Here is a 25,179-nt window from a genome sequence, read left to right as displayed (position 1 = left end):
CACGGCGCTGCGATGCCGCATGCTGGTGTGGTGCAGACCCTGCCGATGTTCCCGCTCGGAACCGTGTTGCTCCCGCGCGAGCGACTGCCGTTGCAAATCTTCGAGCCGCGCTATGTCGAGATGCTCGACGCGTGCACGGGCGATGGCGGGGATGGCCGATTCGGCGTGGTCCTGATAACTCGCGGTCGTGAGGTCGGCGGCGGCGAGCAGCGAACCGACGTCGGGACCGTCGCGCGCATCGTCGCGACCGCGCCGTTCTCGCGCAACCGGTACGCGGTCGTCGCTGTGGGGGAGGAACGCATCCGCGTGACGGGCTGGCTGCCCGACGATCCGTATCCGCGCGCGGAGGTCGAGGAGTGGCCCGATACTTCCGCTCCGCGCGGCGAGGAAGTCGACGCTTTCGACGTCGTCACCGCGAAGACCGCCGAACTCGACGAACTGTGGCGACTCCTCGCGGCGAAGTCCGGTGCTGTCGTGCCGAAGTTCAGCGACGGCGACTTACCGGAGGATCCTTCACAGCGCTCTTTCGCCGTCGCATCCGGGCTCCCGCTGAGCGAAGCCGATCGCTACAAGATCCTTGCCGCGCCCGGTCCCGCGGACCGGTTGCGCGCAGTCGCCGAGGCGCTCGACGATGTCATTGCCGGCCTGCGCTTCCGAACGATGTAGCGATACCATCGGGTCCGGCGGTGGGAGGTCGTGTTGAACAAGCAGGATGTTCCAGTCCTGGGGGTGATCGCGATCGGCGGCGGGGTCGGCGCGCTGGCCCGATACGGGGTCAGTCACGCGTACCCACCCAAGCCTGGCGGGGTTCCGTGGTCGACGTTGTTCATCAACGGCCTCGGCTGTTTTCTGATCGGGATCCTCGTCGTTCTCGTGGCCGAGATGTGGGCGGCGCACCGGCTCTGGCGACCGTTTCTCGGAGTCGGGATACTCGGTGGGTTCACGACGTTCTCGACCTACACCGGCGAAGTTCATCGTCTGTTCGACGAAGGTGAGCCGATTGTGGCGTTCAGCTACCTGTTCGGGACCGTTGCGGTGGCATTGGTCGCCGTGCTGCTCGGGACACTGAGCACCCGCGCCGCGTGCCGATTGCCGGTGTGGCGGGCGGAACCGAAGCCACTGGCCACACCGGCCGAAGCGGACGCCGCATGACCGCCGTACTTGTATTCCTCGGCGGCATGCTCGGCGCGCCTGTCCGCTATTCGATCGACAAAGTCGTGCAGTCCCGACATGACACGCTTTTCCCATGGGGAACCTTGACCGTGAACGTGGTCGGGTCCGCAATTCTCGGCGGTTTGACGGCGGCGAGCCTCGGCACGTCCTGGGGGGCACTTGCCGGAGTCGGGTTCTGCGGGGCTCTGACGACCTACAGCACGTTCGGGTACGAAACCATGCGACTCATCGAGTTACGCGCATACGGGTACGCACTCGCGAACGTGTTCGTGAGCTTGGCGGCCGGTCTCGGCGCGGCAATCCTGGGTTCCGCCGCGACGCAATGGATGGTCGCGTGATCTTATAAAGGGCGAACATGCGGCAAATCGGCTCGCCCCAGCGAACCGATGACTATTTCCCGACGGAAGAGGAGACGCTAGTGGCCCACGATCGAGCCGGTAAACCGGCACGGCCGGAGGACCTCGAGGACCTGGCACACCTGGTCACCGCCTTCTATACCCGCATCCCCGATCCTTCCGAACCCGCGCAGCAAGTCGTGTTCGGGACGTCGGGTCATCGAGGTTCGAGCCTCGACACCGCATTCAACGAGGCGCATATCCTCGCTATCTCGCAGGCGATCGCCGAATACCGCGCGAGCGAGCACATCACCGGACCCCTGTTTCTCGGCCGCGATACCCATGCGCTCTCGGAGCCGGCATGGACGACAGCACTGGAGGTGCTCGCCGCCAACGGCGTCACGGTCGCGATCGATTCTCGCGGTGGGTACACGCCGACGCCTGCGGTCAGCCACGCGATCCTGCGTTTCAACAGTTCGGGTGCGATGGCGCAAGCCGACGGCATCGTGGTCACGCCGTCGCACAATCCGCCGCGCGACGGTGGGTTCAAGTACAACGCTCCGCACGGTGGCCCGGCCGATTCGAAGGCGACCGACGCCATTGCCGCGCGGGCGAACCAGCTCCTGCACAACGGGCTCGAGGGCGTGAAGCGAGTGACCGTCCAGCAGGCGCTCGACACCGCGGTCGAGCACTACGACTACCTCGACATCTACGTCGACGACCTGCCCAACGTACTCAATCTCGACGCGATCCGCGGAGCCGGAATCAGTATCGGCGCAGACCCTTTGGGCGGCGCGAGCGTGCATTACTGGGGTGCGATCGCGGACCGGCACGACCTCGATCTGACCGTCGTCAACCCGCTCGTCGACGGCACCTATCGGTTCATGACGCTCGACACCGACGGCAAGATCCGGATGGACTGCTCGTCGCCGAACGCCATGGCGTCGCTGATCGCCGCGCGCAGCGACTACGACATTTCGACGGGCAACGACGCCGACGCGGACCGGCACGGGATCGTCACCTCCGACGGCGGGTTGATGAACCCGAACCACTTCCTCGCCGTCGCAATCGATTACCTGATTGCGAACCGGATCGGCTGGGACGCGCTCAGCAAGATCGGTAAGACCGTCGTGACGTCGTCGATGATCGATCGCGTCGTATCGGTGCTCGGGCGGGACCTGTACGAGGTTCCGGTCGGCTTCAAGTGGTTCGTGCCGGGCCTGTTCAACGGGTCACTCGCCTTCGGTGGCGAAGAGAGCGCGGGCGCATCGTTCCTGCGCATGGACGGCGGTGTGTGGTCGACGGACAAGGACGGAATCGTGCTGGCGCTACTCGCATCCGAGATCGCGGCCGTCACCGGGCAGAGTCCGTCAGCGCGCTACGCCGATCTGGAGCGCCGCTACGGTAGCCCGGCCTATGCTCGGATCGACGCGCCTGCCACACGCGCGGAGAAGGCGGTGCTGGCGGATCTGTCGCCGAGCCAGGTTAGCGCCGCCGAACTCGCCGGTGAGAAGATCACCTCGACCCTGACGACCGCGCCTGGCAACAAGGCAGCTATCGGCGGTTTGAAGGTCTCCACGACGAGTGCGTGGTTCGCTGCACGCCCGTCGGGTACCGAGGACGTCTACAAGATCTACGCGGAATCGTTCAAAGGGCCGGATCACCTGGTGCAGGTGCAGGATGCGGCGAAAGAGTTGGTAGCGGAAGCGCTACGCGGCCGTGCGCGGTAGGAGAGTCCCTGGACTCGCTAACCGCGCACAGGCAGCTCCGCTGCCTATGGAGATCTGGGTTCTTGTCAGCGCGAGCTTCGTCATCGCCCTCGGCTTCGGCATCGTTGCGCCGGCGCTGCCGCAGTTCGCGCTGACGTTCGGTGTCGGGGAAACCGCTGCGACGGCAGTCATCAGCGCGTTCGCCTTGATGCGCTTGCTCTTCGCGCCCGCGAGCGGCCGGCTGGTGCAACGCAGCGGAGAACGCCCGATCTATCTCGTCGGCCTGCTGATAGTCGCGTTGTCAACTGGCGCATGTGCTTTCGCGCAGGAGTACTGGCAGTTGCTCGTGTTCCGGTCGCTCGGTGGCGTCGGATCGACGATGTTCACCGTCTCCTCGCTCGGCTTGCTGATCCGAATTGCGCCGCCGCAGATGCGTGGTCGTGTGTCGGGGTTGTTTGCGACGAGCTTCCTGCTCGGTTCCATCAGCGGTCCGTTGCTGGGCAGTGCGCTGCTCGGGTTCGGCCTCCGTGTGCCGTTCGTGATCTACGCCGTTGCGCTGCTCATCGCCGCCGCGATCGTGTACTTCGCACTCCGCGACTCGACGCTCGCGACGCCCGAGGCCGGCGAGGCTGTTCGTGCGATGACGTTGCGGGAGGGGCTTGCTCGCATCGAGTATCGCGCGGCACTGTGGTCGAGTTTCGCCAACGGCTGGGCCGTCTTCGGTGTTCGTATGGCGATCATTCCGTTGTTCGTCGTCGAGGCGTTGGAGCGTGATATCGCACTCGGCGGCATAGCGCTCACCGTGTTCGCGCTGGGTAACGCATTGGTGCTCCTGCCGGCCGGGCGGTACTCGGATCGGTTCGGGCGCAGGCCCTTCCTCATCGTCGGATCTGCGGTGTGCGGGGTCAGCACGATCGCGATGGGTTTCAGCGGATCGCTGGTGTTCTTCTTCGTCGCCTCGTTGATCGCGGGCCTCGGGTCGGGACTCATCAATCCGTCGCAGCAGGCGGCCGTCGCCGACATCGTCGGATCGCGCGCCCGCGGCGGACCGGTCCTCGCAACCTTTCAGATGATGTCCGACGTAGGCGCGGTCATCGGTCCGATCGCCGCCGGGGCACTGGCGCAGCACTATTCGTACGGTGCTGCCTTCGGAGTGACGGGCGGGATCCTCGTTGCCGCGGCGGTGTTCTGGCTGTTCGTTCCGGAGACCTTGGTGCGCTCCGAAGTGTCAGCCCGGAATGCCGATTCCGATCAGCGCTCCGACAAGGTAGGTGGCTCCGATGGCGATCGCGCCTAGCAGCAGCTGCCTGATCGCTGCGGGGATCGTTGGTTGCGACGTGAAGCGGGACGCGACGCCGCCGGCAAGCAACAGCCCGATGCCGCCGACGATCAAACCCGCTGTGAGTGAAGAAAATCCGAGCAAGTAGGGGAGCAGGGGGAAGATCGCGCCGAGGGAGAACATCAGGAACGACGACCCCGCTGCGACGTACGGCGACGGCTTCTCGGACGGGTCGAGACCGAGTTCCTGAGTTACGTGAATCTCGAGCGCCCTTTCGGGATCGCCGTGCACCTCCTGCGCTGCGGCAGTGGCTGTTTCGCGACTCATTCCCATCTGCGCAAACATGTCCGTCAGCTCGGCCAATTCAGCTTCGGGGTGTTTGCGCAGGGCTCTCTTCTCGACTCTGACTTCGGCATCGAGTTGCTCGTTTTGCGTTGCGACAGAGGTGTATTCGCCGAGGGCCATCGAGAACGCACCGGCGACGAGACCCGCGACGCCCGCGAGCACCACGTTGTGTGGCGCGACGCCTGCGCCGCCGACGCCCGCTACAAGTGCGGTGTTGCTGACCAGTCCGTCCATGGCGCCGAACGTCGCTGCCCTGAGCCAACCGCCCGATACGTCCGAATGGTGGTGGTCGAACTCGTGCGGCAGTTCGCCAGGGTCCGCCGATGCAGTGCTCACAGCTGAAGAATCTACGCGCAGTCCGAGATCGGTACTCTCGGCTTCTGTGTGGATTGCGAGGTTGAGCCTTGTCGCCAGAATCGGGTTGGCAGCTGTGTGGCTGGTGTCGGGCTGGCTGAAGGCCGCAGACCCGGCGCAAACGGTCGTTGCGGTGCGTGCGTACCAACTGGCGCCGGAATCGTGGGTGGAGCCGCTGGCGAACAGTTTGCCGTTCGTCGAGATTGCGCTGGGATTGCTGCTCCTGATCGGGTTGGCGGTCCGGCTGTCGGCAGTGGTCTCGGTGCTGATCTTCGCGGGGTTCATCGCGGCGATCGTGTCGGCGTGGTCGCGGGGCCTGTCGATCGACTGCGGCTGTTTCGGCGGCGGTGGTGCTGCCGACGTCGACGGTTGGGATTACGGCCGCGAGATCGCCCGTGATCTGGGGTTTCTCGCACTCGCCGCCTGGCTCACCGTGTTCCCGCGCAGCCCGTTTGCGCTCGGGCTGGCGTCTCGCCCTCAGTCGTCCCTCAGCACCGCCTGGCAAGCTGAAACCAACTCAACGACCGTCGAAAGCAGGGATTAACCGGTGAGCCCGAAGGCAAACGCGAAGTACGTACCGAAACCGACGAACAATCGGACGACCTACATTCTGGGAGCGGTCGCGGTCATCGTGATCGCGGTCGTCGTCATCGGCGGTGTGATGTGGCAGAGCAACCGCAACAAGCCGCGCAACGAGGGTTACGGATCGGTCCAGAACACGCAGGTAGAGGTCGCGCTGCAGCCCGACGGCGTCATTCGGGTCGGCGCCGCGAACGCCCCGACCACGATCGAGGTCTTCGAAGACCCCCTGTGCCCTGTCTGCGGCGAATTCGAGAAGAAGTTCGGCCAGGAGATCGCCCAGAAAATCGACGAGGGCAAGCTCGCGGTCGATTACCACATGCTGAACTTCCTCAACGAAGTCTCACACAGCGGTGACTACTCGACCCGCGCGGTCGCCGCGTCGCAGTGCGTCGCCGAGTCCGGTAATGCTGTGGCGTACGGGAAATTCCACGACGAACTCTTCTCGCCGGGCAACCAACCAGCCGAGCGTGGATCGTCGGATCACACCAACGACGAACTCGGCCGGATGGCCCGCGACGCCGGTGCGAACGATGCGGCGGTCGCCTGCATCACGTCCGGTGAAAAGGTCCAGGGCGCAGGGCAATCCGCTACCGCCGCAGCCCAGTACCTGATGGTCAACACCGGTCGAGTCGGAACCCCGACGGTCCTGCAGGACGGCAAGTCGGTCGACACTTCCGACAACGAATGGGTCGCCAACCTCGAGTGAGTCCGGACTGAGTGCACACAAATCGCGAAGAATGCCCGGAACCCGGCAGTTCGCGCCGATTGTGTGCACTCAGTCCGGTGGGTGCTCGGGATTTGTTCGCCCTCGCGCCGATGGTGTAACTTCGTGCGAGCGAGAGGAACTTCGCTCGCACGTAAGGGGCTATGGCGCAGCTGGTAGCGCACCACACTGGCAGTGTGGGGGTCAGGGGTTCGAATCCCCTTAGCTCCACCGAATAACCGCAGTACACGGCACTTTCTCGGATACGGGAGGGTGCCGTTCTGGTTTCGGTCCTGGCCGTGTGCTGCGCCCCCTGTCTACAGTGAGCGAAACGGCTTCGCTGACGTGGAGGATGCAAATGAGTCCTGTGACAATCGCGCGGCAATGCACGTTGTGCGAAGCGCACTGTGGAATTCACGTGACCGTCGAGAACGACATGGTCACGCGCATCGAGGGCAATCCTGATGACGTGCTGTCGCGGGGATACATCTGCCCGAAGGCGACCGCGATGGGCGGCATCCACCATGACCCCGACCGGTTGCGCACCCCCATGCGCCGAGTCGGCGACTCGTTCGAACCGATCGGCTGGGACGAGGCGTTCGAAGAAGTCGGCCGGCGGCTGCGGGCGGTCCGTAGCGCGCACGGCAACAGCGCGATCGGAATGTATCTCGGCAACCCGGCGGCGCACAGTTCGTCGGCAATCTACGGTGTGCTCCTGCGGACAGTGCTACTGACGCGGAATTTCTTCTCGGCGTCGTCGATCGATCAATTCCCGCAGGAATTCGCTGCGTGGCAGATGTTCGGTTCCAACGTGCTGATGCCGATCGTCGACATCGATCGCACGGATCGTCTCGTCGTGATGGGTGCCAACCCGGCGGTGTCGAACGGTTCGGTGAGCACGATGCCGGACGTCAAGCACCGGATCCGCGAGATCCGCAGCCGCGGCAAAGTGGTCGTGATCGACCCACGGCGGACCGAGACGGCGCGGCTGGCCGACGAACATATCGCGATCGCACCGGGCGGGGACGTGTACCTGCTGCTTGCGATGCTGCATGTCCTCGTCGTCGAGAAATTGTGCGACGAACGACGAGTTCGCGCGCAATGCTCCGGCTGGGACGAACTGAGTGAACTCGTCGCGGAGATGACCCCGGAGGTGGCGGCGGAGGTTTCCGGCGTCGACGCCGAGACGATTCGGCGGTTGGCGCGCGAGCATGCTGCGGCGAAGTCGGCGGCGCTGTATGCGCGGATCGGAGTGTGCCAGCAGGTCAACGGGACGCTGACGCACTGGCTGGTCAACACCATCAATGCCGTGACCGGCAACCTGGACCGACCGGGCGGGCAGATGTTCGCCACACCACCCATCGATGTCGCGCGGTACACGAAGTACCTGCCATCGGGATACGGGTCGTGGACGGACCGTTCGGGGAAATTCAAGTCGTTCCGCTCGGAGTTGCCGGTTGCGGTGCTTGCCGACGAAATCCGCAACGAAGGCCCAGGACAGATCAAGGCGATGATCACGTACGCGGGCAACCCGGTGCTCTCGACGCCGCAGCGGGGCGCACTGGGCGACGCGTTGGAATCGCTGGATTTCTATGTCGCGGTGGACATGTACATCACGGAGACGACCCGCCATGCCGACATCATTCTCCCGCCGGTCTCGCAACTCGAACGCGAAGAACTCGACATCCTGTTCCCGGTCTTCAGCGTGCGCAACAACGTGCGCTACGACGCGCGAGTGTTCGAGCCGCCGGCGGACGGCCTGGAGGACTGGGAAATCATGGCGCGGTTGATAACCGAACTGATTCCCATGCCGGTCCGGCGGTTGTCCGGCCGGGTGTTCAACACTGTGCTGGAGCAACTGAGTCCGCTTCGGCTTGCTGCGGTGGGACTCGCTTCCGGGCCGTACGGGATCCTGCGGCGCGGCCGAAAAGGACTGACGCTAGGGAAAGTTCGCGACGCTGCCGGAGGTATCGACCTCGGGCCGTTGCAGCCGCGACTTCGTCAGCTCATCGGAACGAAGGATCATTTGGTCGCCATCGCGCCCCCGGATTTCGTCGCCGCCGCCCGGACGCTGATCGACGACGCACGCAGCGGGAAGGTCGTCACGAACCCGTCGGACGGCTTCGATCTCAAGCTCATCGGCCGACGCCATCTGCGGAGCAACAACTCCTGGCTGCACAACATCCCCGCAATGGTGAAGGGCCGCGATCGGTGCACCGCCCTCATGCATCCCGCCGATGCGGAAGCGCGCGGCCTCGGCGACGGCGAGAGGGTAGTTGTGGCGTCGGCGATCGGCTCGATCGTGGTCGTTCTCGAAGTCAGCGACGAGATCCGCCGCGGTACCGTAGCGGTCCCGCACGGCTGGGGCCATCGCGAACCCGGCGTCGGCTGGCTCACCGCGGCGGCGCATCCGGGCGCGAACGTGAACCTGCTACACGACCCGGGTCTGACGGATCCGTTCTCGGGTAATGCCGCAGTCAACAGCACGTGGGTGACGGTCACGGCTGCGCCCGCCGACGCAGAATTCGCCATCCCCGAGCCCGAGCGTGAGCCTGCGTCCACCAAGTGAATGCCCCCACTGGCGCACGGGACAGCTAACTCTGCGTCAGCCTCCGCCCATCCGGTTTTGACCGAGGGTGTGCACGAACTGCGGTCCGAGAAGGGCGAGTTCGCGTCGGTACTTCTCGGCCCAGGTGCCGAACGGGTGATAGGCGAGGTGCTCGTTCTTGAATCGCTCGTCCTCCGACACTTCGGTGACGCAGAAGTCCGGGATCTGCAGATCGACTACGGGGCCACTACGTTCCACCTCGGCGACTACGAGCGGAGCGTTGCCGCCGAGAAAGCGGTCGATGATCCAGCCGTCTTCGCCGAGCCACATCGAGTAGCGAACCTTGGCGATCACGTGGTCGGCGCGCCGCACGATCTGACCGGCAACCATCCCGTCGAGCGCACGTTCGGCTTCGTACCGTGTGCCACCGATCGCGGGGCCTTTCGCCGCCATCGTTCCCATGGCCGCTTCACCGAGCGCGTCGACCAGTTCGCCGCATTCGACGTCCAGTTCGGTCGGGGCCGGGCCCTGCACCCGGACCCGAACCGCGTAACCGTCAGCTGCGAACAGATAGGCCTGGACGATGAGCGCAGGTGTCGGGTCGGCGGCCGCGACGACCGGTAGGTCGTCCAGCAGGAACTTCCGCTCGAACTCGAAATCGCCGAAGCCGGCATCAGACATAGGCAAACCGTAGACCGTGACAGCACCGAATCGGGGGAGGAGTCCACACGAACACGCGGACTTCGGGCCGCATTGTCGCGCGTTTTACTGGCGTGCGGCCCGCTCTGCACGCAATCTGACGTTTTTTGGAATCAAATTGTGACGTCAGCAGCCGCAGAACCTGGTCATCTGCCATAGTTACTGAAGTGTGCGGTCCGTAGCTGGGAGGTGCCGGCGGCCGCGTGTTCATGAATGGTGTTATCGATGGGCGTTTCTCTGCGCAGGTTCGTGCGCGCCACCGCAATTTGGCTGATGATGGCGCTGGCTGCTGCCCTGGTGGTCCCGAGCCACGCCGCCGCCGACCCCCTGATGCCTGGGCCTGATCCGGACCCGTTCTATGCGGCGCCACCGGACCTCGATGCGCACGTAAACGGCGACGTTCTGAAGATGCGCGAGAAACCGTGGCACGTGTACTTCCCGACGAGCCGGGTCTTCGAGGTGCTGTTCCGCAGCACCGACTCGGAGGGCAAGGCGATCGCCGCCAACACGACCTACATTCTCCCGTCGAACCACACACCGGACGCGCCGCTGTTCTCGTATCAGCACATCATCAATGCGCTCGGTACCAAGTGCAAAGTTGCGTCCAAGCTCTACACGTCGGATCCGATGAACCTCATCCTCGAGATGCCCGGCCTCAACCTGGCGCTCGCGCGCGGTTGGGCCGTCACGCTGCCCGACCATCTCGGACCCCGAATGTCCTACGGCGCTGCGCAACTCGGTGGTCAGATCACCTTGGACAGCATTCGAGCGGTCCGGAAGGTCCCCGAATTCATGGTGACCAACAGCCAGGTCGGAATGGGCGGGTATTCCGGCGGCGGAATGGCTACGGCCTGGGCGGCAGCGTTGGCTCCGACCTATGCGCCGGAGCTCCCGATCGTCGGTGCCGCGTACGGCGGTGTGCCGATGAGCCTCACGAAGATGGCGCGCGCACTCGGAACTCAGCCGCACATTGCCTTCGGTCTCGCCGCGATTGCCTTGCTCGGGCTCGAGCGCGAGTACCCCGACCGCATCGACGTCGCCAGCCAGCTCAATTCCTATGGCCGCTTCCTTGCCGACTGGGTCATCAACGGCTGCACGAACGAAGCGATGTTCGTCGGCTTCTACAAGAGCGCCGGCCAGATGACGGACCGGCAGGATTACATGGACGATCCGGCGGTGTGGCAGGTCCTCGACGAGAACAGTTTGGAGCTGTATCCCGGTCTCCCGACAACGCCGGTCTTCGAGTGGCACAGCCCGATCGATGGCTTGATTCCGGTCGATGCGATCGACCACACGCTCGGCCGCTACTGTGCGGCGGGGCTGGATTTGTTCAGCATGATCACCCCGACTCCGGACCATCTGTCCGCCGCACCGCTCGGCATGTTCCAGGCGCTGGATTGGCTCGAGCGGAAGTATCAGGGGCTGCCGACGGCACGGACGTGCTGACGGAATAATTCGTTCCGTACGTGTTGCTGAGAAAACCTATACGTCAGCAGGGATCGGGCTTAGATTTGACCTTGTGACGCTGTGCTGGCCTGCTGATAGGGCGACCCCCGTCGTTCTCAGCGCGCCGCTTCCCGGAACTGCATGGACTGTCGTCACTAGACCGCCAAACCTAGTCACCTAGTTCGTGCGACGAAGGGAGCCTTCATGAGTACTGCGGCGGAGCGTGCAGCTGCGCTCGACCTGGTAGCCCGGTTGAAGTCCTCATACCCGGAGCTCCCGAACGCACCGACACCGGATCTCATCGATCACGATCGCTTCTGGGCGTACCTGAAGACCGACCACGACGTCGGCGGTGAGCCGGATGCGCCGATGAAGTACGAGAACAAGCAGTACGAGATGTGGGAGCACTACACTTACGTCATCTGCGAGGTCCTTGCCTGGCGCGGGATCTGGATCTCGGAGGAACGCCGCCGGATCGGCAACGTCGATCTCGGGCGCGCGATGTATCTGGGCCTCCCGTACTACGGCCGTTGGCTGCTCGCTGTCGCGCGGGTTCTCGCCGAGAAGCACCACGTGAGTCTGGGCGAACTGAGCGAACGCATGATGGAGGTCAAGGCCCGCTACGAAGGCGGTTTGGCCGGAAAGACGTTGGAGGCCAAGCCCAAGTTCGAAGGGGACGGCTCGAACGTCAAGCGCAACACCCACCACATTCACGCGGTCGGCAAGGGCGATCCGCAGGTGTTTGCGGGCAAGGCCGGCGAGGCGAGGTTCAAAGTCGGCGATTCCGTGTTGGTGCGGGAACTTCCGGCCCTGTTCTACACGCGCACACCGGAATACGTTCGTGGCGCGGTCGGCGAGATCGCGTCGCTCGCGTACGAGAGCCCCGCTCCCGAGGACGAAACGTGGGACCGGCCGGACGCGAAGCCCGAGTGGTTCTACGTCGTCAAGTTCAACCTCTCGGAACTCTGGCACGGCTACACCGGTACCGCCACGGACACGTTGCGCACCGAGATACCCGAACGCTGGCTCCAGCCGACCACCTAGCACCGATTGACCTGTCCGGAAAGGTATTTCATGACTGGCCACGATCACGATCACGACCATCAGCGCACAGTGGCACCGATGGTCGACGAGATAACCGACTTCGAAGTTCTCGAGATCGCCCTACGCGAATTGTGTATCGAGAAGGGCATTTTCACAGCCGAGGAGCACCGCCGATTCACCGAGTTCGCCGAGCAGATCGGTCCGACTCCAGCCGCCAACCTGGTGGCGAAGGCGTGGCTCGATCCCGATTTCAAAGAGCTCGCGCTGACCGAACCGATGACCGCGAGCAAACAGGTCGGTGTCGACTGGATGGAGCCCACCGGCTTCGGCACGCCCAGTGATTTCACGGCGTTCGAAATTCTCGCGGACACTCCGACATTGCACAACGTGATCGTCTGTGCGCTCTGTTCCTGCTACCCGCGACCGATTCTGGGTAATTCGCCCGAGTGGTATCGCACGCCGAATTACCGGCGGCGCCTGGTCCGTTGGCCGCGCCAGGTCCTCGCGGAGTTCGGGCTGTATCTGCCCGACGACGTCGACGTTCGCGTGCAGGACTCCAACCAGAAGCATCGGTTCATGGTGATGCCGCTGCGGCCGGAGGGCACCGATGACTGGACCGAGGAGCAGCTCGCCGAAATCGTCACGCGTGACTGCTTGATCGGAGTCGCGCTGCCCAAGGCTGGTGTGACCACCAACGTCATCACCGACACCCGGCCAGCCATCCATCCCGCCACCTAGCCGCCACCGGAGTAGCCACTAGTGAGTACGGCAGACGATTCGGGCTCGATCGGCAATGCCGATATCGCCCCACTGAAGACCATCGTCGAACGCAATCAGGTCTGGCCGGTCATGGCCGCCAAATATGGCGTGACCAACCCGGTTCCGCCGTGGAAGACCAGCCTCGACGGTCTCTGCGACGCCCTCGACCAATCTGCATGCGCGACGAATGTTCCTGATTTCAAAGAACGTCGCGACGAGGAAGACGCGCTCTCGGCAACCCTCTATTCCGATCTGCCCTACCCCGAAAACCAGCTCGTTGCGTTGGCGCACTCGCTTGTTGTCCGGGGCGTCATCGACGAGACGGAACTCCAGGACAGGCTCACGAGGATCCGGGCCCGACTGGAGGCGTGAACGCGCGTTGTCAGGGTGTGCCGCGGAACTCGGCATGCAGATCGGGCAGAAAGCCCGCTAGGTGATTCGGCTGCGGTACGAGCTAGTCCTTACTTCGTGCCGAAGATCCGGTCGCCCGCGTCACCGAGGCCGGGCAGAATGTAGCCCTGCTCGTCGAGTTGGCGGTCGATCGCGGCCGTGTAGATCGGCACGTCGGGGTGCGCTTTGTGCAGGACCGCGATGCCCTCGGGACAGGTGAGCAGGCAGACGAATTTGATGGACTTCGGTCCGCATTCCTTCAGCCTGTCGACTGCCGCAACGGCGGAGTTTCCGGTGGCGAGCATCGGATCGACGACCACTACGTCGCGCTCGTGCAGATCGCCGGGCATCTTGAAGTAGTACTCCACTGCGACCAGCATTTTGGGATCACGATAGAGGCCGATGTGTCCGACGCGGGCGCCCGGCACGACGGTCAGCATGCCGTCGAGGATCCCGGTACCGGCGCGCAGAATCGAGACGAAGACCAGTTTCTTGCCGTCGATGACGCGACCCGTCGTCACCTCCATGGGGGTCTCGATCTCGATCTCCTGCATCGGAACATCGCGGAGGACCTCGTAGGTCATCAACGTCGCTATCTCGTTTGCGAGGCGTCGAAAGCTGTTGGTGGAAGCATCCTTTCGACGCATCAGGGTCAGCTTGTGCTGCACAAGGGGGTGGTCGATCAGGTGTACCTCAGCCATGCGCCCGTCCTGTCGGTTGTGCATACATTCAGAAGACCGTGCCGTCGCTGACGATCGCCAGCGGTGGAAGCCCGCCACGTAGGCGTTGGGCGAGCGTGCGACCAGCGGCCCACGTTCCGCCTTCGAGAACGCAGGCGAGGGGAAGTTGGTCGGGGTCGACGTCGAGGCGCTCGCGTACGAGTGGGGCGAGCTCGTCGAGCAGAGCGACGGTCAGCGCGCGCCACTCGACAACCAACTCGTCACCCGCGCGCCACTCCTGCTCGGCACTCGCGGGATCGCGCAGGCTCAGCGCGCCGGTGTCGAGCAGCAACCCGCCGTTGCGGTACTCGGGCAGTCCGGTCAGCGCGTCGAGTCCGACGACGGTCACCCCGGCCCACTGAAACGGTTCCAGCAGTGAATAACTCAGCCACTGCGACAGCTTGTGAAACGGCATCCAGCCCTGCGTGAGCCCGGGACCGGGCACGGCGTCGTGGTGCCAGCAGTCGCCGAGTGGTCGGTCGCCGATTGTGTTGTCCGCCAGCCAGATTCCCGACAGCGACGCCAGAAGTTGCGACAGGACATCGTGTGCCGCCACCGTGCCCGAATCGACCAGCACGTCGAAGAGACCGCCGGGGCGGCCGTGCGGACCGAACACCTCTGGCTGCGCGGCAAGCGCATCACCCAGTCGCCGGAGCAGTTGCACTCGGCCCTCGAGCCCTACCAGCGGATTCGACGGACCGATCTGGAAGGCTGCACTGAGCCGGTCGGCAGCCAGGCCGCGCAATCCGGCTGCATCGGCCCGGAGCGGCTCGTCGGGATCGCTAGAGAAAGTCCCGCTCGCAAACATGTGGAAACTCGCGACGCCCAAGCCCTCGGACCGGGTGAAGCGCTGACCGCTCGACTCCTCCGCGTAGCCCCAATCGGCGCCCGCTCCGGCGTCGAGCAGCACGCTGACCACGGCGAGGTCGATCATCGCGCGGGCACGCGCTGGTGCGTCGAGACCTGAAAGTTGTTCGTCCAATACGGCTTTGCGGTCTACCCCGCCGGCCTCGAAGTGGCGCCACCGGCTGTGGAACGGAATGCGGAGGTCGGGGTAGCGCGCCCGCGTCACGTCGACGACTTCGTCGGCAGCTTTGTGGAGCGCGTCGTTGTCGACCGTGAACCAGCGCGAGCTGCCTGCCCTCGCCCGTTGCAGCAGAATCCGCGCGCGCTCCCGGACTGCGGTCGTTGTGCGGAGCAGCGCGGCTGCGCCGTCGGGGGTCTCGAGGTCGGCGTCTGCCACCGTCATATGTCGAGTCCCCGGCCCTTGGCTTTCAGCAGTTCCGCGGCGTCCGGCACGGCACCCGGCGTGAAGTAGCCGGCCGCCATCTTCGCGTCGATTTCGACACGCGCATCTGCGGGAATCAGGTCGTCGGGAAGGTTCACCCGGACGTCGACCTCGATCCCGGAACCGGTGATTGCGTCGTACTTCATGTTGCTCATCGAGACGAGCCGGTGGATCTTCCGGACCCCCAACCAATGCAAGGCGTCGGGCATCATCTCTTGGAAACGCATGTCCTGGACCCCCGCGACACACTCGGTGCGGGCGAAGTATTGATCGGCGGTATCTCCGCCCTCCTGACGCTTGCGCGCGTTGTAGACGAGGAACTTGGTGACCTCGCCCAGCGCACGACCTTCCTTGCGCGAGTACGCAACCAGGCCGACACCGCCGCGCTGCGCCCCTTGGATGCATTCTTCGATCGCGTGCGTGAGATAGGGCCGGCAGGTACAGATGTCGGAACCGAAAACGTCCGAGCCGTTGCACTCGTCGTGGACGCGGGCGGTCAGCTCGACCTCCGGATTCGCGAGGTCGCGTGGATTGCCGAAGATGTAGATCGTCTGCCCGCCGATCGGTGGTAGGAACACCTCGAGGTCGGAACGCGTCACGAGCTCGGGATACATGCCGCCGGTCTCTTCGAACAACACCCGGCGCAGTTCGCCCTCGGTGCAGCCGAAGCGTGCCGCGACGCCGGGCAGGTGCCACACTGGCTCGATCGCTGCCTTCGTCACCAGCGCTGCGCCCGTCGGCAGCAGGAATCTGCCGTCCGGGCGGAGTCGTCCCCTCTGGACCGCCTCGATGACTTCCGGCAGGATTACGTGCGCCTTGGTCACTGCGATCGACGGCCGCATGTCGTGACCGGCGGCCAGCTCGGCCGCGAATACGTCGGCAATCATCGCGCCCCACGGATCCAGGCTCACGATCTTGCCTGGTTCGCCCCACTGCGGATACGGGCCGATGATGTCGGTGGGAGCCGTGTTGGTGAGGTCGGCCTTGTGGTGGCGCGACAGGGCGCCGGCCGCGACCGCCAGTGCTCGATAGACGCTGTAGGAACCGCTGTGCGTACCGATTACGTTGCGGTACGCGCGGTTTGTCGTGGTGCCGACCACCGGACCGCGCTCCGCGGCTGTCGGCGCGCCCCAATGGATCGGCAGCGAGCCGATGCCGCCGCTGTGCGATGTCAGGCGGATGTGACCGGACGAGGCCTCGGGCCCAACAGGATTCGACCCAACAGGATTCGGTGTGGCGGTGACGTCTTCAGCGGACATGATCGTTCCTCCGTAACGAAGGCCGGTGTGTTCACCGGAATCCAAAAGCATAGCTACTCGCCCGCTGCGATGTCGGGTGTCGCTGTGAGCCTGCTGCGGTCGGGCTCCCCGGACTAATTAGGCTGAGTAGCGTGAGTGCCACCGATCTAGTTCTGCTCGAGTCCCACGGCAAGGTCCGGACGATCCGGCTCAACGCGCCCGAACGTCGCAACGCGCTCGACGGCGACCTCCTGCGTGAGCTTGCCGCCGCGATCGCGACCGTTGGAGCCGATCGTGAAGCCGGGGCATTGGTCGTTGCCGGAGCGGGGAAGTCGTTTTGTGCCGGTGCGGATCTCGGCGGCCTGTTCGGCGACGTCTCGCGGCCGGTCCATGTGTTGCGTGAACACCTCAAGGGCGTCTACGGCTCGTTTCTCGGTATCCGAGACCTGACCATCCCGACCGTCGCGGCGGTGCAGGGTGCCGCGGTCGGCGCCGGCATGAACATCGCCCTCGCGTGCGACATTGTGGTGGCAGGTCCGCGGGCCGGATTCGGACCGACGTTTGCCGAGATCGGCCTGCATCCGGGCGGTGGTTGCTCGTACTTCTTGACCGAACGGATGGGCCCGGCCCAGGCGACGGCGGCCCTCCTGTCGGGCGAGATCATCAAGTCGGAAGACGCCCTGCGACTCGGGTTGGCGAATATCTTCGCCGCCGACCCGGAGGCGAAGGCGCGCGAGCTGGCGGAGAAGTTCGCTTCGCGCAGTGCAGAACTCAACGCCAACATCAAGCGATCGGTGCGGATCGCCGCGACTGCCGACCTGGCTACGTCGGTCGACTTCGAGTCGTGGGCGCAGGCGTCATCGGTCGGCAGTGCGGCGTTCAGTGAGTTCGTGGCGAAGTTCCGGAAGAGCACGCCGTAGCTAGCGCCGCAAACGACCGACTCGGATGGGCGGCGTGATCCGAGCCGGTCGCGACTGTGTCGCCTGTTTGCTTGTGTTCTTGTGAAAGCGCGCTAGAAGGTGACGTTCCAGGACCTGAGGCTGAAGGGCACATCACAGCTCGACCATGACTGCTGGCGACCGAAAGCGGGGTTGCCCCAGCGCTCGTAGAACCCTCCCGAGGATCCCCACCAGTTCCAGCACGTGATGTGGACCCTGTGCCAACCGTCGCCGGCGCACTCGGAGAAAGCCGAAGTGCCGACGACCGGCGTGGTCGTGCATCCCCAAGGTTCAGCGGATGCGGTACCGGAGAAGGCGACGGGAGCAGCGGCAACGGCACCGGCTGCAAATACACACGCGATCGATCGCTTGACCAACATATGCATGGCGATTAGCTCCTTCGCGGGGCCCCTGCGCCCGATTCTTTTCTGGGGCCCTCTTTCGGAAACGCTGTTCGGCCTGCTGGGCCAGCAGGAGACAGGGGGTGTCTGTGATCTACATCTCCTTTCTGACGATCTTGTTACGAAGGTCCGGTATCACCGCAGCGGCGGCAGGATCAGATAGTTCGCGCTCATGTCGGGCGCGCCTGTGTCGATCGACGACTGGATATCGAAATGCGACGCGTTCGGTCCGTCGATTCGGGTGCCGTCGGTGTCGCTCGCGCCGGCGTAGTTGTTGGCCATGAAGACGGCTGTCGTGTTCGCCCCGGTTCCGTAGGTGACGTCGAGGCCGAAGCCGCCGTTACGCCATGTCGATGCGCTGACGGTTTCGGTCTCGCCGGGCCCGAGTGCGGTCTTGGGGCTGACGATCCAGTCGCCGTACGGGTTGTCGGAGCCCTGTAGGTAGAGAGTCTGTGCGGAACCGTTGGTGATCCTCATTTCGATTGTCGCGGGGTAGTTGGGGACCAGCGCCTGCGCTGTGCCCGCGGCGGCAAGGCATGCTCCGGCGGCGGCGAGAGCTGCAATCGAAACGGTGATGCGGGTGCGGCGGGCGATGGTCATCGGGTGACCTTTCTTTGTGCGTGTGCCGGGTCGTTCCGGCGATGAATCAAATATCCCGCCTGGCGTTCTGTCCGTCTGTCCACCGAACGGGCCTACCGGTGGTTGAATCTGCTGTCCGCCGATCGGGGGACGGGGCGCCGGGCGACTAGGCTGCCAGCCATGGTTTCTGTCAAGTCGACGATGCTCGAGTTGGGTACGGCCGCGCCGGATTTCGCGCTGCCCGACGGATTCGGCAAGGTGTGGACTCTCGACGACGTCGCCGGCCCGCACGGCACGCTCGTCGCGTTCGTCTGCAACCACTGCCCCTACGTGCGCCATATCGCGCCGAGTTTCGGAGCGTTTGCGACCGATTGGATCGCGGCCGGTATCGGCGTCGTTGCGGTCAACAGCAACGCCGCATCCAGGGACGACGATTCGGTCGAGAAGATGGCGGGGGAGGCGCAGGCGTGGGGTTGGCAATTCCCCTACGTTGCCGACCTGGACCAGGCGGTCGCGCGAGCGCACAGAGCCGCGTGCACGCCCGACTTCTACCTGTTCGATTCCGGTCGGCGGCTCGTCTACCGCGGTCGAATGGACGATTCGACGCCGCGCAACGGCCAGCCGATCACGGGCGCCGATCTGGCCGCCGCGATCGAGGCGCTGGTTGCCGGCGATCCGGTCTCGGCCCACCAGCAGGCAAGCATCGGTTGCAACATCAAGTGGCTGCCGGGCAACGAGCCCGGGTGGTTCAGCCTGCTCTAGGGGCTCCGCCCCTGTGCGCGGTCAGCGAGACCATCCACTCGTCATCCACGCCTGAACATTACATGGTTGATGCGTCAGTCATTTATGCTAACCTCCTCGGCATGCACCACGAACTGACGCTCGACCCCGCACTCCTGAATCGGCTCAGTGCGGCCGAGGCAGAGGACCTGCTGACGCTGGCACGGGCGGCCAACCGCCGCCAGCACGAGCGCCTCGACGAGGCGATCACGGAGACGCTCGAGCACCTTCCGCGGCTGGTGCGGATTCCCGCCCGCAAGATCCTCTTCAAGTAAGGAACTCCACGATGAGTGATCCGGTCGCACGAGGTCAGCTCCACGCGCTGGCAACCGCGCTCGAGGTCGATCCCGCCCGCATCGACTATCTCGGCCGCCTCGATGTCGACGACGTGTACGCATTGCGGTCGGCGGTCTCCGCGGCAATGTTCGATTCGCTCGAGCCGGTGTTCGTGCGATTGAGCAAGCTCGCGCCGCTCGTGCCGGACGCGCTCGCCGCGTCACTCGCGGAAAAGATTGTGCCGCCGGTTGTGTCGGGCATGGCAGCCGGTGCCCTCGGTAAGGATCATCCGAAGCGGATTCCGAACATCCTGATGCGGATTTCACCGCAGTACCTCGCAGACGCTGCGCCGTTCCTCGATCCGCGCGTAATCCCCACCCTTGCACCGGTTCTGGGTCTCGAGGTGTTGCTACCCGCCGCGCGCGAGCTGTTGCGTCGCCGCGACTTTCTCACTGCTGCAGGGTTTGTCGAGCATTCGCCGTCCGCATTGATCGCCGGACTCGCCACCGGCATCGACGACGACGAAGGGTTGCTGCACACCGCCGCCCTCATTCCGTTCCGCGTGCGCCTGAACGACATCCTGCGGTGCTTCCCGGAAGGTCGCGTGCAGCAGGTGATTGCGGCCGCAGCAGTCGGTTCGGGGGAGTGCCTGGTATCGGCAGTTTCGGTGCTCCGCCGGCTCGACGACGACCTCGCCGCCGAATACGGACACACTTTCTTCGCTTCGCTCGACGAACCAGGCTTGGCGCGATTGCTCGTCGTTGCCCGTGCGGAAGGGGTTGTCGGCGACGTTGTCGACATCGCCGTCCAACTCGGGCCGGATACGACGGCGCGGATCGCCGATTCAGATCTGCTCGAACCCGAACGCGAGCAACTCCGCGCACTCGCTCCCGCCGAATAGCCCTGCTAGGTAGTAGCTTTGGCGGTATCCCGTGCGAATGCGCTGAAAACGGCAACCGCGGTATCTACGTAACGCTCGCGCTCGCTCGGCGTGAAATCGCCTCGCACGCCACGTAACAGGCCGCCGATCGCAAAGCCGGTCAACCCATGCGCGACTGCCGCTGCGTCGACGTCGGGATCGAGCACTCCGGTAGCGACGCCCTGATGAACGAACACTGTGATCGTCGCTGCGAAAGCGTCTGCGAGACTGAGCATTCGCGCGGTGATTGCTTCGTCGATCGTGCCGTTGCGGATCACCACCGTTGTGAGGTCGGGGTTTTCGTCGAGCAGATCGAACAGTCTGGCGGCGACGGATCGGAAGAACTGCTCGAAATCCGCCTTCGTGCGAAGAGCGCTCGGATCCGTCTGTGCGCCGATAGCCGACAGAATCTGCTCGATGATGTAGTCCAGAACGCTGTCGAGGATTTCGCGCTTGTTCTGGAAGTAGAGGTAGAACGTTCCGCGCCCGAGTTTCGCTTCCTGCATGATTTCGGTGATTCCGCTGTTGTGATAGCCCCGTTCGGCGAACACCGTGAATGCAGCCTCGACGAGTTGTCGGCGCCGGCGATCGGCAAGGCCTTCTTCGACCGGTCGACCAGGGCCACGACGGGCGGGAGCTGTCGTTGTCGTCGGTTCCCCGTTCTTGCTGCCCATGTGCTCACCCTACCTTCGGCGGCCCTGTTCGAATTACATAGTTGACGCGTCAGTTATTTAATAGGGCATTGTGATCGCGCCAAAACGCCTGCGTAATGGTCGGATGTCCAAATTTCGCCAATTTGGCCAAGCAAGCGAGGGCAGCATAATGTTCCCTTCGGTCGGGCCTGATTGAAGGTGGTCGTGCATGTTCTCTCGATACAACAAGGCGATCGAAGCCGGTATCGGGTCGTTGTTGACGGTTGGTGTCGTCGCGCTCGGATTCGTGCAGGATCTGCCCGCAGGCATCGTGATCGGTGTGACGGTCGGCCTCGGCATTCTGACCACATTCAAGGTGTGGTGGGTGCCCAACGACACTGGCCGTTCCGAACGCCGAGCCGAACGACGGCCCGAGCGGCGCTCCGAACGCCGTTCCGAGGCGGTTGCACCCGTCCGCGACGTCTCCGATTCGCCCGATCGCCGTGATGCAGTCGTACTTGCCTCGGCGTCGGACGCCTGGCTCGACGAGCAGAAGGGCCGCCACCAGCGTTCGGCTCGTCAAGGCGGCGGCTACCGTGCGGTCAAGGAAGTGGCGTCCTCGCGGACCGTGCTCGAAATGACCGACGAGAACGAACTCTGAGGTCGCATTCTTTACGGCGCGATCGAACCTTCGGTGTGAATCTCGAATACGCCGCCGCCGTGCTCCTTGGCGCGATAGAGCGCCGTGTCGGCTTTGTCGAGCAGGTCGTCGAGGTTCGCGTTCGCGGCCAGTGGCACGTACACGCCGACGCTCCCCGATATAGCCAGCTGCCGGCCATTGACGTCGAAAGGCTCGGCGACAAGCTCGAGCAGATGGTTCGCGACGGCAATGACGTTGTCGAGGTCGGTCGGTGCCGGTACGAGCACGACGAATTCGTCACCGCCCAGTCGGGTGACCGTGCATCCCGACTCCGCTGCGCATTCCAGTAGGCGAGCGCCGAGGTCGGCCAGTAGGCGGTCCCCGGTTGCGTGCCCGTGTGCGTCGTTGACCTTCTTGAAGCCGTCGAGATCGAGGAAGCACAGCCCGACGCGATCGTCGTCGGCGGCTGCGGAAATCTGCGTCTCGAGACTCTCCTGCAACCGCAGCCGGTTGGGCAGGTTCGTAAGCGGATCGACGCGCGCCTGCCGTTCGAGTTCGAGTTGCAGTTGCCTGCGTTCCGTCACGTCTTCGCCGACTGCGAGTACGTAGCTGTCGGCCGCGGAATCGCCGACCACGCGCGTTATGGCGAAAAGCGACCAGCCGAACGAGCCGTCGGCTCGACGGAACCGGGCTTCGACGCGAATCGTGCCGCCCGTGGAATCTGGCAGCTCGTCGGCCATGCGATGCCGAAATTGTCTCGCGTCGTCGGGATGGACGAATATCGATGCCCACGCGCCGCGCAGGGCGTCGACAGACTTGCCGAGCATCGCGACCAGAGCCGGGTTCGCGTCGATGATGCGCCCATCGCTGTCGCCGATGCCGATCGCCACGGCAGCGTGCTCGAACACGACGCGGAAGCGCGAGTCCCGTATGTCGCCGTCGCCTGAAGGAGCGCGAGTGCCGTTCCCGAACGAGTTCAGCATCTTGACGAATGTGGTGCGCGCGAACTCGACGCCGGGTGCGTTCGGTGCGGGCAGCGCCGCGAGCAGGTCGGCCGAACGGGAGGCAAAGGCGCCGGGGTCGGTCACTCGCAGGTTCGCAAGTGCGGTGCGGACCTCCGGGCTGACGAAGCGGTAGAACCTCTCGCTGTCGAGTTCGTCGGACAGGTTGCGGAGCAGGTCGGTGAGAACGGAATAGGCGTCGCGCGGATGGGGTAGGCCTCCGTCCGCGACCGCCGACCACCACGAGATCGCTCGGTCGAGCGCCTCATTCCGATCCATTGCCGCCACCCGAAACCTTTCACCCCGCGCTCGCCGGAGTATTCGGCCGAATGGTACGACGCAGCTCACGTCTCCGGCAAACCTGTGCAGGCAACGTGCGGACAGCGCAACCGGCCGGGTCAACCGGTTGCCGCGACCTGGCGCGGCACGTCGGCACGCAGGGTGAAATCGGTGACGAACTCGCCGTCGGCCGCGTCGAAACGCCGGCGCGGGTCGTAATTTTCGACGCTGAACGTATTCAATCCGGGCGAATGCGTGTTGACGGCTATCGTGCCGCCATCGAGGTCGAACTGCAGCAAACGCTGGAAGCCCGTGCTGCGTTTGCCCTCGACCTCGAAATACTGGTAGTCGGCGAGCAGTTGCACGACGGTCCGGCCGGTCGAGTCGACCTCGCGATCCACCCGCACGGTCTGTCCGTCGACGTGGCCCGCCAGCACCATGAAGACCGATTGGTTCGGGACGACGAGCCGGTTCCAGATCTGCTGACCGGAACTCTCGCCGATGTCGCCGAAGCCCATCATTCGCCTGCTGCCGTCTTCGTCCAGGTAGTAGTGCGTGCCGATCACGGCATTGTGGTCAGGATGATCGGCCAGGACGTCTTCGGCCCAGCGCATCACGTGCTCGGGTGGGTTGTAGCCGATGGAGAGGAAGAGAAACCTCGCACCGGCGATCTCGAGGAGGTCGTAGTGCGCGGAGTTGTCGTCGGCGCTCACCGAACCACCCCAATACGGTCGGTCGCGGTACCGCTGTGGCCCGAAGAACTCGTTGTAGAGGGCGTGGTTCTCTTCGTGCGTGCCGGGAACGAGTCGGCCCGCGACGTTCCAGATGTTGTCGTGGTTGCCGGGCAGGACACCGTGCGGGAACCCCGCGTCCTCCAGGGTTTTCATTGCCCGGCTGGCTTCCTCGAATTCTTTGCGAGCCTTGTCTTCGGGGGCGCCCGGCCTGATCCAACTCTGAATCAGGTCGCCGGTATGCATCGAGTATGCGATCTTGCGCGGGTCCGCGTTCTCGACGGTCCATTGGGTCTGTGTGCGGTAGACCGCGGGATCGTCGCGCGATACATACTGCGTGTCGGAAATATGTTGCAGGGCAAAGTCATAGGTTGCCGGGTCGGCAAAGGTCTGGTCCGGCACCGCGTTCGTTTCCGCGAATCGGCGATCTGCACGCGGGCTGTCGACGACCAGCAATTCGACCACGCCGGATCGAACAGCGACATCTGCCGACAGCGTCAGCGGTCCGCCCGGTTCGCTCGGTGTCCCGGTCGCCAGCGGTTCACCCCAGGCGCCGTCCGCGGGATCCCGAACGTGCATTGCGAGATCGTTGTTGTTGACCGAGTGTCCGCGCCACGTGATCTCGGCCGACTGCGTGCCCGGCGCAAACCGCAGTGTGTACCGAAGGTGCGGGTACTCGTCCCAGCCGTTCGTCGTGGCAGTGGCCGTCGACGACTCGATGATGTCGGCCGAGCGGTCGGGAACCGGAGTGTCGGCGACGCCTGCGACCATGCTTGCTGACACAGCGGCTGGCACGGTCGAGACGCCCACTGCCGGAATCGGCGACGCTAGCGTGAGCTTTCTGTCCGGGTCGGCCGACGAATTGCACCGCGCCGCGGCGTCAGCGCCCGCGAAGCACACGAGCGTGCCCGCGAGCAGAGCGCCGACCCCCGATATTGCCTTCACCCCATCGAAAGTAGCTCGAATTTCGGCGCTTGACCGGACTACCTGCCTTTGTCGCCCTTCTTTCCGGGCTTTGCGATGATCGCTTTGAACTGAGCTGTATTCGGTCCGGCAGGCATGGTGCCGTGGGCGAGGACGCCGCGCAGCGCCGCATCGACCTGCCCAGCGCGTTCTGCGAGTCGGCTGTCGGACTCGCTCACCCCGCTCGTGCTCAACAGGTAATCGATGTGCCGAATGAGTGCACCCGTCACGATCGAATCCGTTTGCGCATGCGTCAGTATCAACTGCCGGACCCCCGCCATAAATGCCGCCGAGTCCAGGCCATCGTCCTCTACACGGAAAACCGTTGCGCGCCTTGAATTCACGTTATCCTCCCTTATCGATGGTACCGGCCATCGCTGGGACCGCAACCTTGCTTACGCAGGCACCGCCGAAAGCGGGCGTGTCACC

At 64.6% G+C, this 25,179-nt stretch carries 28 protein-coding genes and 1 tRNA gene; 18 read left to right on the top strand and 11 right to left on the bottom strand.

Annotated features, from left to right (window positions below; all coding sequences use genetic code 11):
• The first annotated feature begins 12 nt into the window (after positions 1–12).
• The 5 genes from JGU72_RS02560 (at position 13) to JGU72_RS02540 (ending at position 4,514) form a co-directional block, all read left to right on the top strand.
• Entirely contained in the window at positions 13–666 is a 654-nt protein-coding gene (locus JGU72_RS02560) for an LON peptidase substrate-binding domain-containing protein (protein ID WP_233531042.1), read from the top strand.
• Positions 667–699: 33 nt separating this feature from the next.
• Entirely contained in the window at positions 700–1,152 is a 453-nt protein-coding gene (gene crcB / locus JGU72_RS02555) for a fluoride efflux transporter CrcB (RefSeq protein WP_233531040.1), read from the top strand.
• A complete protein-coding gene (crcB, locus tag JGU72_RS02550; RefSeq protein WP_199682166.1) occupies positions 1,149–1,511 on the top strand; it encodes a fluoride efflux transporter CrcB in 363 nt (120 codons plus the stop codon). The genes crcB (JGU72_RS02555) and crcB (JGU72_RS02550) overlap by 4 nt, the downstream gene beginning before the upstream one ends.
• An 80-nt stretch (positions 1,512–1,591) precedes the next feature.
• A complete protein-coding gene (gene pgm / locus JGU72_RS02545) occupies positions 1,592–3,238 on the top strand; it encodes a phosphoglucomutase (alpha-D-glucose-1,6-bisphosphate-dependent) (protein ID WP_199682165.1) in 1,647 nt (548 codons plus the stop codon).
• A 46-nt stretch (positions 3,239–3,284) separates the two neighbouring features.
• Positions 3,285–4,514, top strand: a complete 1,230-nt coding sequence (locus JGU72_RS02540; RefSeq protein WP_199682164.1) for an MFS transporter — start codon at positions 3,285–3,287, stop codon at positions 4,512–4,514.
• Here the strand turns inward: JGU72_RS02540 and JGU72_RS02535 are convergent.
• On the bottom strand, positions 4,446–5,177 hold the full coding sequence (locus JGU72_RS02535; RefSeq protein WP_307828269.1) for a VIT1/CCC1 transporter family protein: 732 nt from the start codon (positions 5,175–5,177) through the stop codon (positions 4,446–4,448). The two genes, JGU72_RS02540 and JGU72_RS02535, sit on opposite strands and share 69 nt — an antisense overlap.
• 46 nt (positions 5,178–5,223) lie before the next feature.
• On the opposite strand from JGU72_RS02535, the gene JGU72_RS02530 reads away from it, so the two are divergent.
• From JGU72_RS02530 to JGU72_RS02515, 4 genes are all read left to right on the top strand, one after another.
• Complete coding sequence (locus tag JGU72_RS02530) at positions 5,224–5,739, top strand: MauE/DoxX family redox-associated membrane protein (RefSeq protein WP_199682163.1); 516 nt, start codon at positions 5,224–5,226, stop codon at positions 5,737–5,739.
• A 3-nt stretch (positions 5,740–5,742) separates the two neighbouring features.
• Entirely contained in the window at positions 5,743–6,483 is a 741-nt protein-coding gene (locus JGU72_RS02525) for a DsbA family protein (RefSeq protein ID WP_199682162.1), read from the top strand.
• 155 nt (positions 6,484–6,638) lie between these two features.
• Positions 6,639–6,711, top strand: a tRNA-Ala gene (locus JGU72_RS02520).
• Between the two features lie 127 nt (positions 6,712–6,838).
• Positions 6,839–9,049 carry a molybdopterin oxidoreductase family protein gene (locus JGU72_RS02515; RefSeq protein WP_199682161.1) on the top strand — a complete coding sequence of 737 codons (2,211 nt, stop codon included), beginning with the start codon at positions 6,839–6,841 and terminating at the stop codon, positions 9,047–9,049.
• Between the two features lie 36 nt (positions 9,050–9,085).
• On the opposite strand, the gene JGU72_RS02510 is transcribed toward JGU72_RS02515, so the two are convergent.
• On the bottom strand, positions 9,086–9,709 hold the full coding sequence (locus tag JGU72_RS02510; RefSeq protein WP_199682160.1) for a CYTH domain-containing protein: 624 nt from the start codon (positions 9,707–9,709) through the stop codon (positions 9,086–9,088).
• Positions 9,710–9,952: 243 nt separating this feature from the next.
• Between JGU72_RS02510 and JGU72_RS02505 the strand changes: the two genes are divergently transcribed.
• The 4 genes from JGU72_RS02505 to JGU72_RS02490 all read left to right on the top strand — a co-directional run bounded on the left by JGU72_RS02505 (position 9,953) and on the right by JGU72_RS02490 (position 13,348).
• Entirely contained in the window at positions 9,953–11,173 is a 1,221-nt protein-coding gene (locus tag JGU72_RS02505) for a lipase family protein (RefSeq protein WP_374101063.1), read from the top strand.
• Between the two features lie 204 nt (positions 11,174–11,377).
• The gene (locus tag JGU72_RS02500; RefSeq protein ID WP_199682159.1) at positions 11,378–12,217 is read left to right on the top strand and encodes an SH3-like domain-containing protein; all 840 of its coding nucleotides are present in this window, start codon (positions 11,378–11,380) and stop codon (positions 12,215–12,217) included.
• A gap of 30 nt (positions 12,218–12,247) precedes the next feature.
• Complete coding sequence (scnC, locus tag JGU72_RS02495) at positions 12,248–12,955, top strand: thiocyanate hydrolase subunit gamma (protein ID WP_199682158.1); 708 nt, start codon at positions 12,248–12,250, stop codon at positions 12,953–12,955.
• Between the two features lie 111 nt (positions 12,956–13,066).
• Complete coding sequence (locus tag JGU72_RS02490) at positions 13,067–13,348, top strand: thiocyanate hydrolase (RefSeq protein ID WP_233531434.1); 282 nt, start codon at positions 13,067–13,069, stop codon at positions 13,346–13,348.
• Between the two features lie 89 nt (positions 13,349–13,437).
• Here JGU72_RS02490 and upp read toward each other — a convergent pair whose 3' ends face one another.
• Genes upp through JGU72_RS02475 form a run of 3 tightly spaced genes read right to left on the bottom strand, consistent with a single transcriptional unit; the run spans position 13,438 to position 16,632 of the window.
• Positions 13,438–14,067 (bottom strand): uracil phosphoribosyltransferase, encoded by a 630-nt coding sequence (gene upp, locus JGU72_RS02485; RefSeq protein ID WP_199682157.1) that lies wholly within the window; start codon positions 14,065–14,067, stop codon positions 13,438–13,440.
• A gap of 28 nt (positions 14,068–14,095) precedes the next feature.
• Positions 14,096–15,334, bottom strand: coding sequence for a URC4/urg3 family protein (locus JGU72_RS02480; protein WP_199682156.1), 1,239 nt, complete (start codon positions 15,332–15,334; stop codon positions 14,096–14,098).
• Complete coding sequence (locus tag JGU72_RS02475) at positions 15,331–16,632, bottom strand: GTP cyclohydrolase II (RefSeq protein ID WP_199682155.1); 1,302 nt, start codon at positions 16,630–16,632, stop codon at positions 15,331–15,333. Before JGU72_RS02475 ends, JGU72_RS02480 begins: the two co-directional genes overlap by 4 nt.
• Positions 16,633–16,763: 131 nt before the next feature.
• On the opposite strand from JGU72_RS02475, the gene JGU72_RS02470 reads away from it, so the two are divergent.
• A complete protein-coding gene (locus JGU72_RS02470) occupies positions 16,764–17,531 on the top strand; it encodes an enoyl-CoA hydratase (RefSeq protein WP_199682154.1) in 768 nt (255 codons plus the stop codon).
• A gap of 92 nt (positions 17,532–17,623) precedes the next feature.
• Here JGU72_RS02470 and JGU72_RS02465 read toward each other — a convergent pair whose 3' ends face one another.
• Complete coding sequence (locus JGU72_RS02465) at positions 17,624–17,935, bottom strand: hypothetical protein (RefSeq protein WP_199682153.1); 312 nt, start codon at positions 17,933–17,935, stop codon at positions 17,624–17,626.
• 150 nt (positions 17,936–18,085) lie between these two features.
• Positions 18,086–18,550 (bottom strand): hypothetical protein, encoded by a 465-nt coding sequence (locus JGU72_RS02460; protein ID WP_199682152.1) that lies wholly within the window; start codon positions 18,548–18,550, stop codon positions 18,086–18,088.
• 159 nt (positions 18,551–18,709) lie between these two features.
• On the opposite strand from JGU72_RS02460, the gene JGU72_RS02455 reads away from it, so the two are divergent.
• The 3 genes from JGU72_RS02455 to JGU72_RS02445 all read left to right on the top strand — a co-directional run bounded on the left by JGU72_RS02455 (position 18,710) and on the right by JGU72_RS02445 (position 20,486).
• A complete protein-coding gene (locus JGU72_RS02455; protein WP_199682151.1) occupies positions 18,710–19,291 on the top strand; it encodes a thioredoxin family protein in 582 nt (193 codons plus the stop codon).
• Positions 19,292–19,392: 101 nt separating this feature from the next.
• Entirely contained in the window at positions 19,393–19,584 is a 192-nt protein-coding gene (locus JGU72_RS02450; RefSeq protein WP_199682150.1) for a hypothetical protein, read from the top strand.
• An 11-nt stretch (positions 19,585–19,595) separates the two neighbouring features.
• Complete coding sequence (locus JGU72_RS02445; RefSeq protein ID WP_199682149.1) at positions 19,596–20,486, top strand: hypothetical protein; 891 nt, start codon at positions 19,596–19,598, stop codon at positions 20,484–20,486.
• A 5-nt stretch (positions 20,487–20,491) separates the two neighbouring features.
• Here the strand turns inward: JGU72_RS02445 and JGU72_RS02440 are convergent, their stop codons facing one another.
• The gene (locus JGU72_RS02440) at positions 20,492–21,178 is read right to left on the bottom strand and encodes a TetR/AcrR family transcriptional regulator (RefSeq protein WP_199682148.1); all 687 of its coding nucleotides are present in this window, start codon (positions 21,176–21,178) and stop codon (positions 20,492–20,494) included.
• Positions 21,179–21,365: 187 nt separating this feature from the next.
• Here JGU72_RS02440 and JGU72_RS02435 point away from each other — a divergent pair, with 187 nt between their 5' ends.
• Positions 21,366–21,797, top strand: coding sequence for a hypothetical protein (locus JGU72_RS02435; RefSeq protein ID WP_199682147.1), 432 nt, complete (start codon positions 21,366–21,368; stop codon positions 21,795–21,797).
• Between the two features lie 11 nt (positions 21,798–21,808).
• On the opposite strand, the gene JGU72_RS02430 is transcribed toward JGU72_RS02435, so the two are convergent.
• From JGU72_RS02430 to JGU72_RS02420, 3 genes are all read right to left on the bottom strand, one after another.
• On the bottom strand, positions 21,809–23,056 hold the full coding sequence (locus JGU72_RS02430; RefSeq protein WP_199682146.1) for a sensor domain-containing diguanylate cyclase: 1,248 nt from the start codon (positions 23,054–23,056) through the stop codon (positions 21,809–21,811).
• A gap of 119 nt (positions 23,057–23,175) precedes the next feature.
• Complete coding sequence (locus JGU72_RS02425; protein WP_374101062.1) at positions 23,176–24,732, bottom strand: metallophosphoesterase family protein; 1,557 nt, start codon at positions 24,730–24,732, stop codon at positions 23,176–23,178.
• 38 nt (positions 24,733–24,770) lie between these two features.
• Entirely contained in the window at positions 24,771–25,094 is a 324-nt protein-coding gene (locus JGU72_RS02420; protein ID WP_199682145.1) for a hypothetical protein, read from the bottom strand.
• Between the last annotated feature and the right edge of the window lie 85 nt (positions 25,095–25,179).

The organism is Antrihabitans auranticaus (assembly GCF_016481275.1).
Classification (GTDB): domain Bacteria; phylum Actinomycetota; class Actinomycetes; order Mycobacteriales; family Mycobacteriaceae; genus Antrihabitans.
Note: the sequence above shows the minus strand (reverse complement) of the source record. Positions and strands in the feature narration are given on the sequence as shown.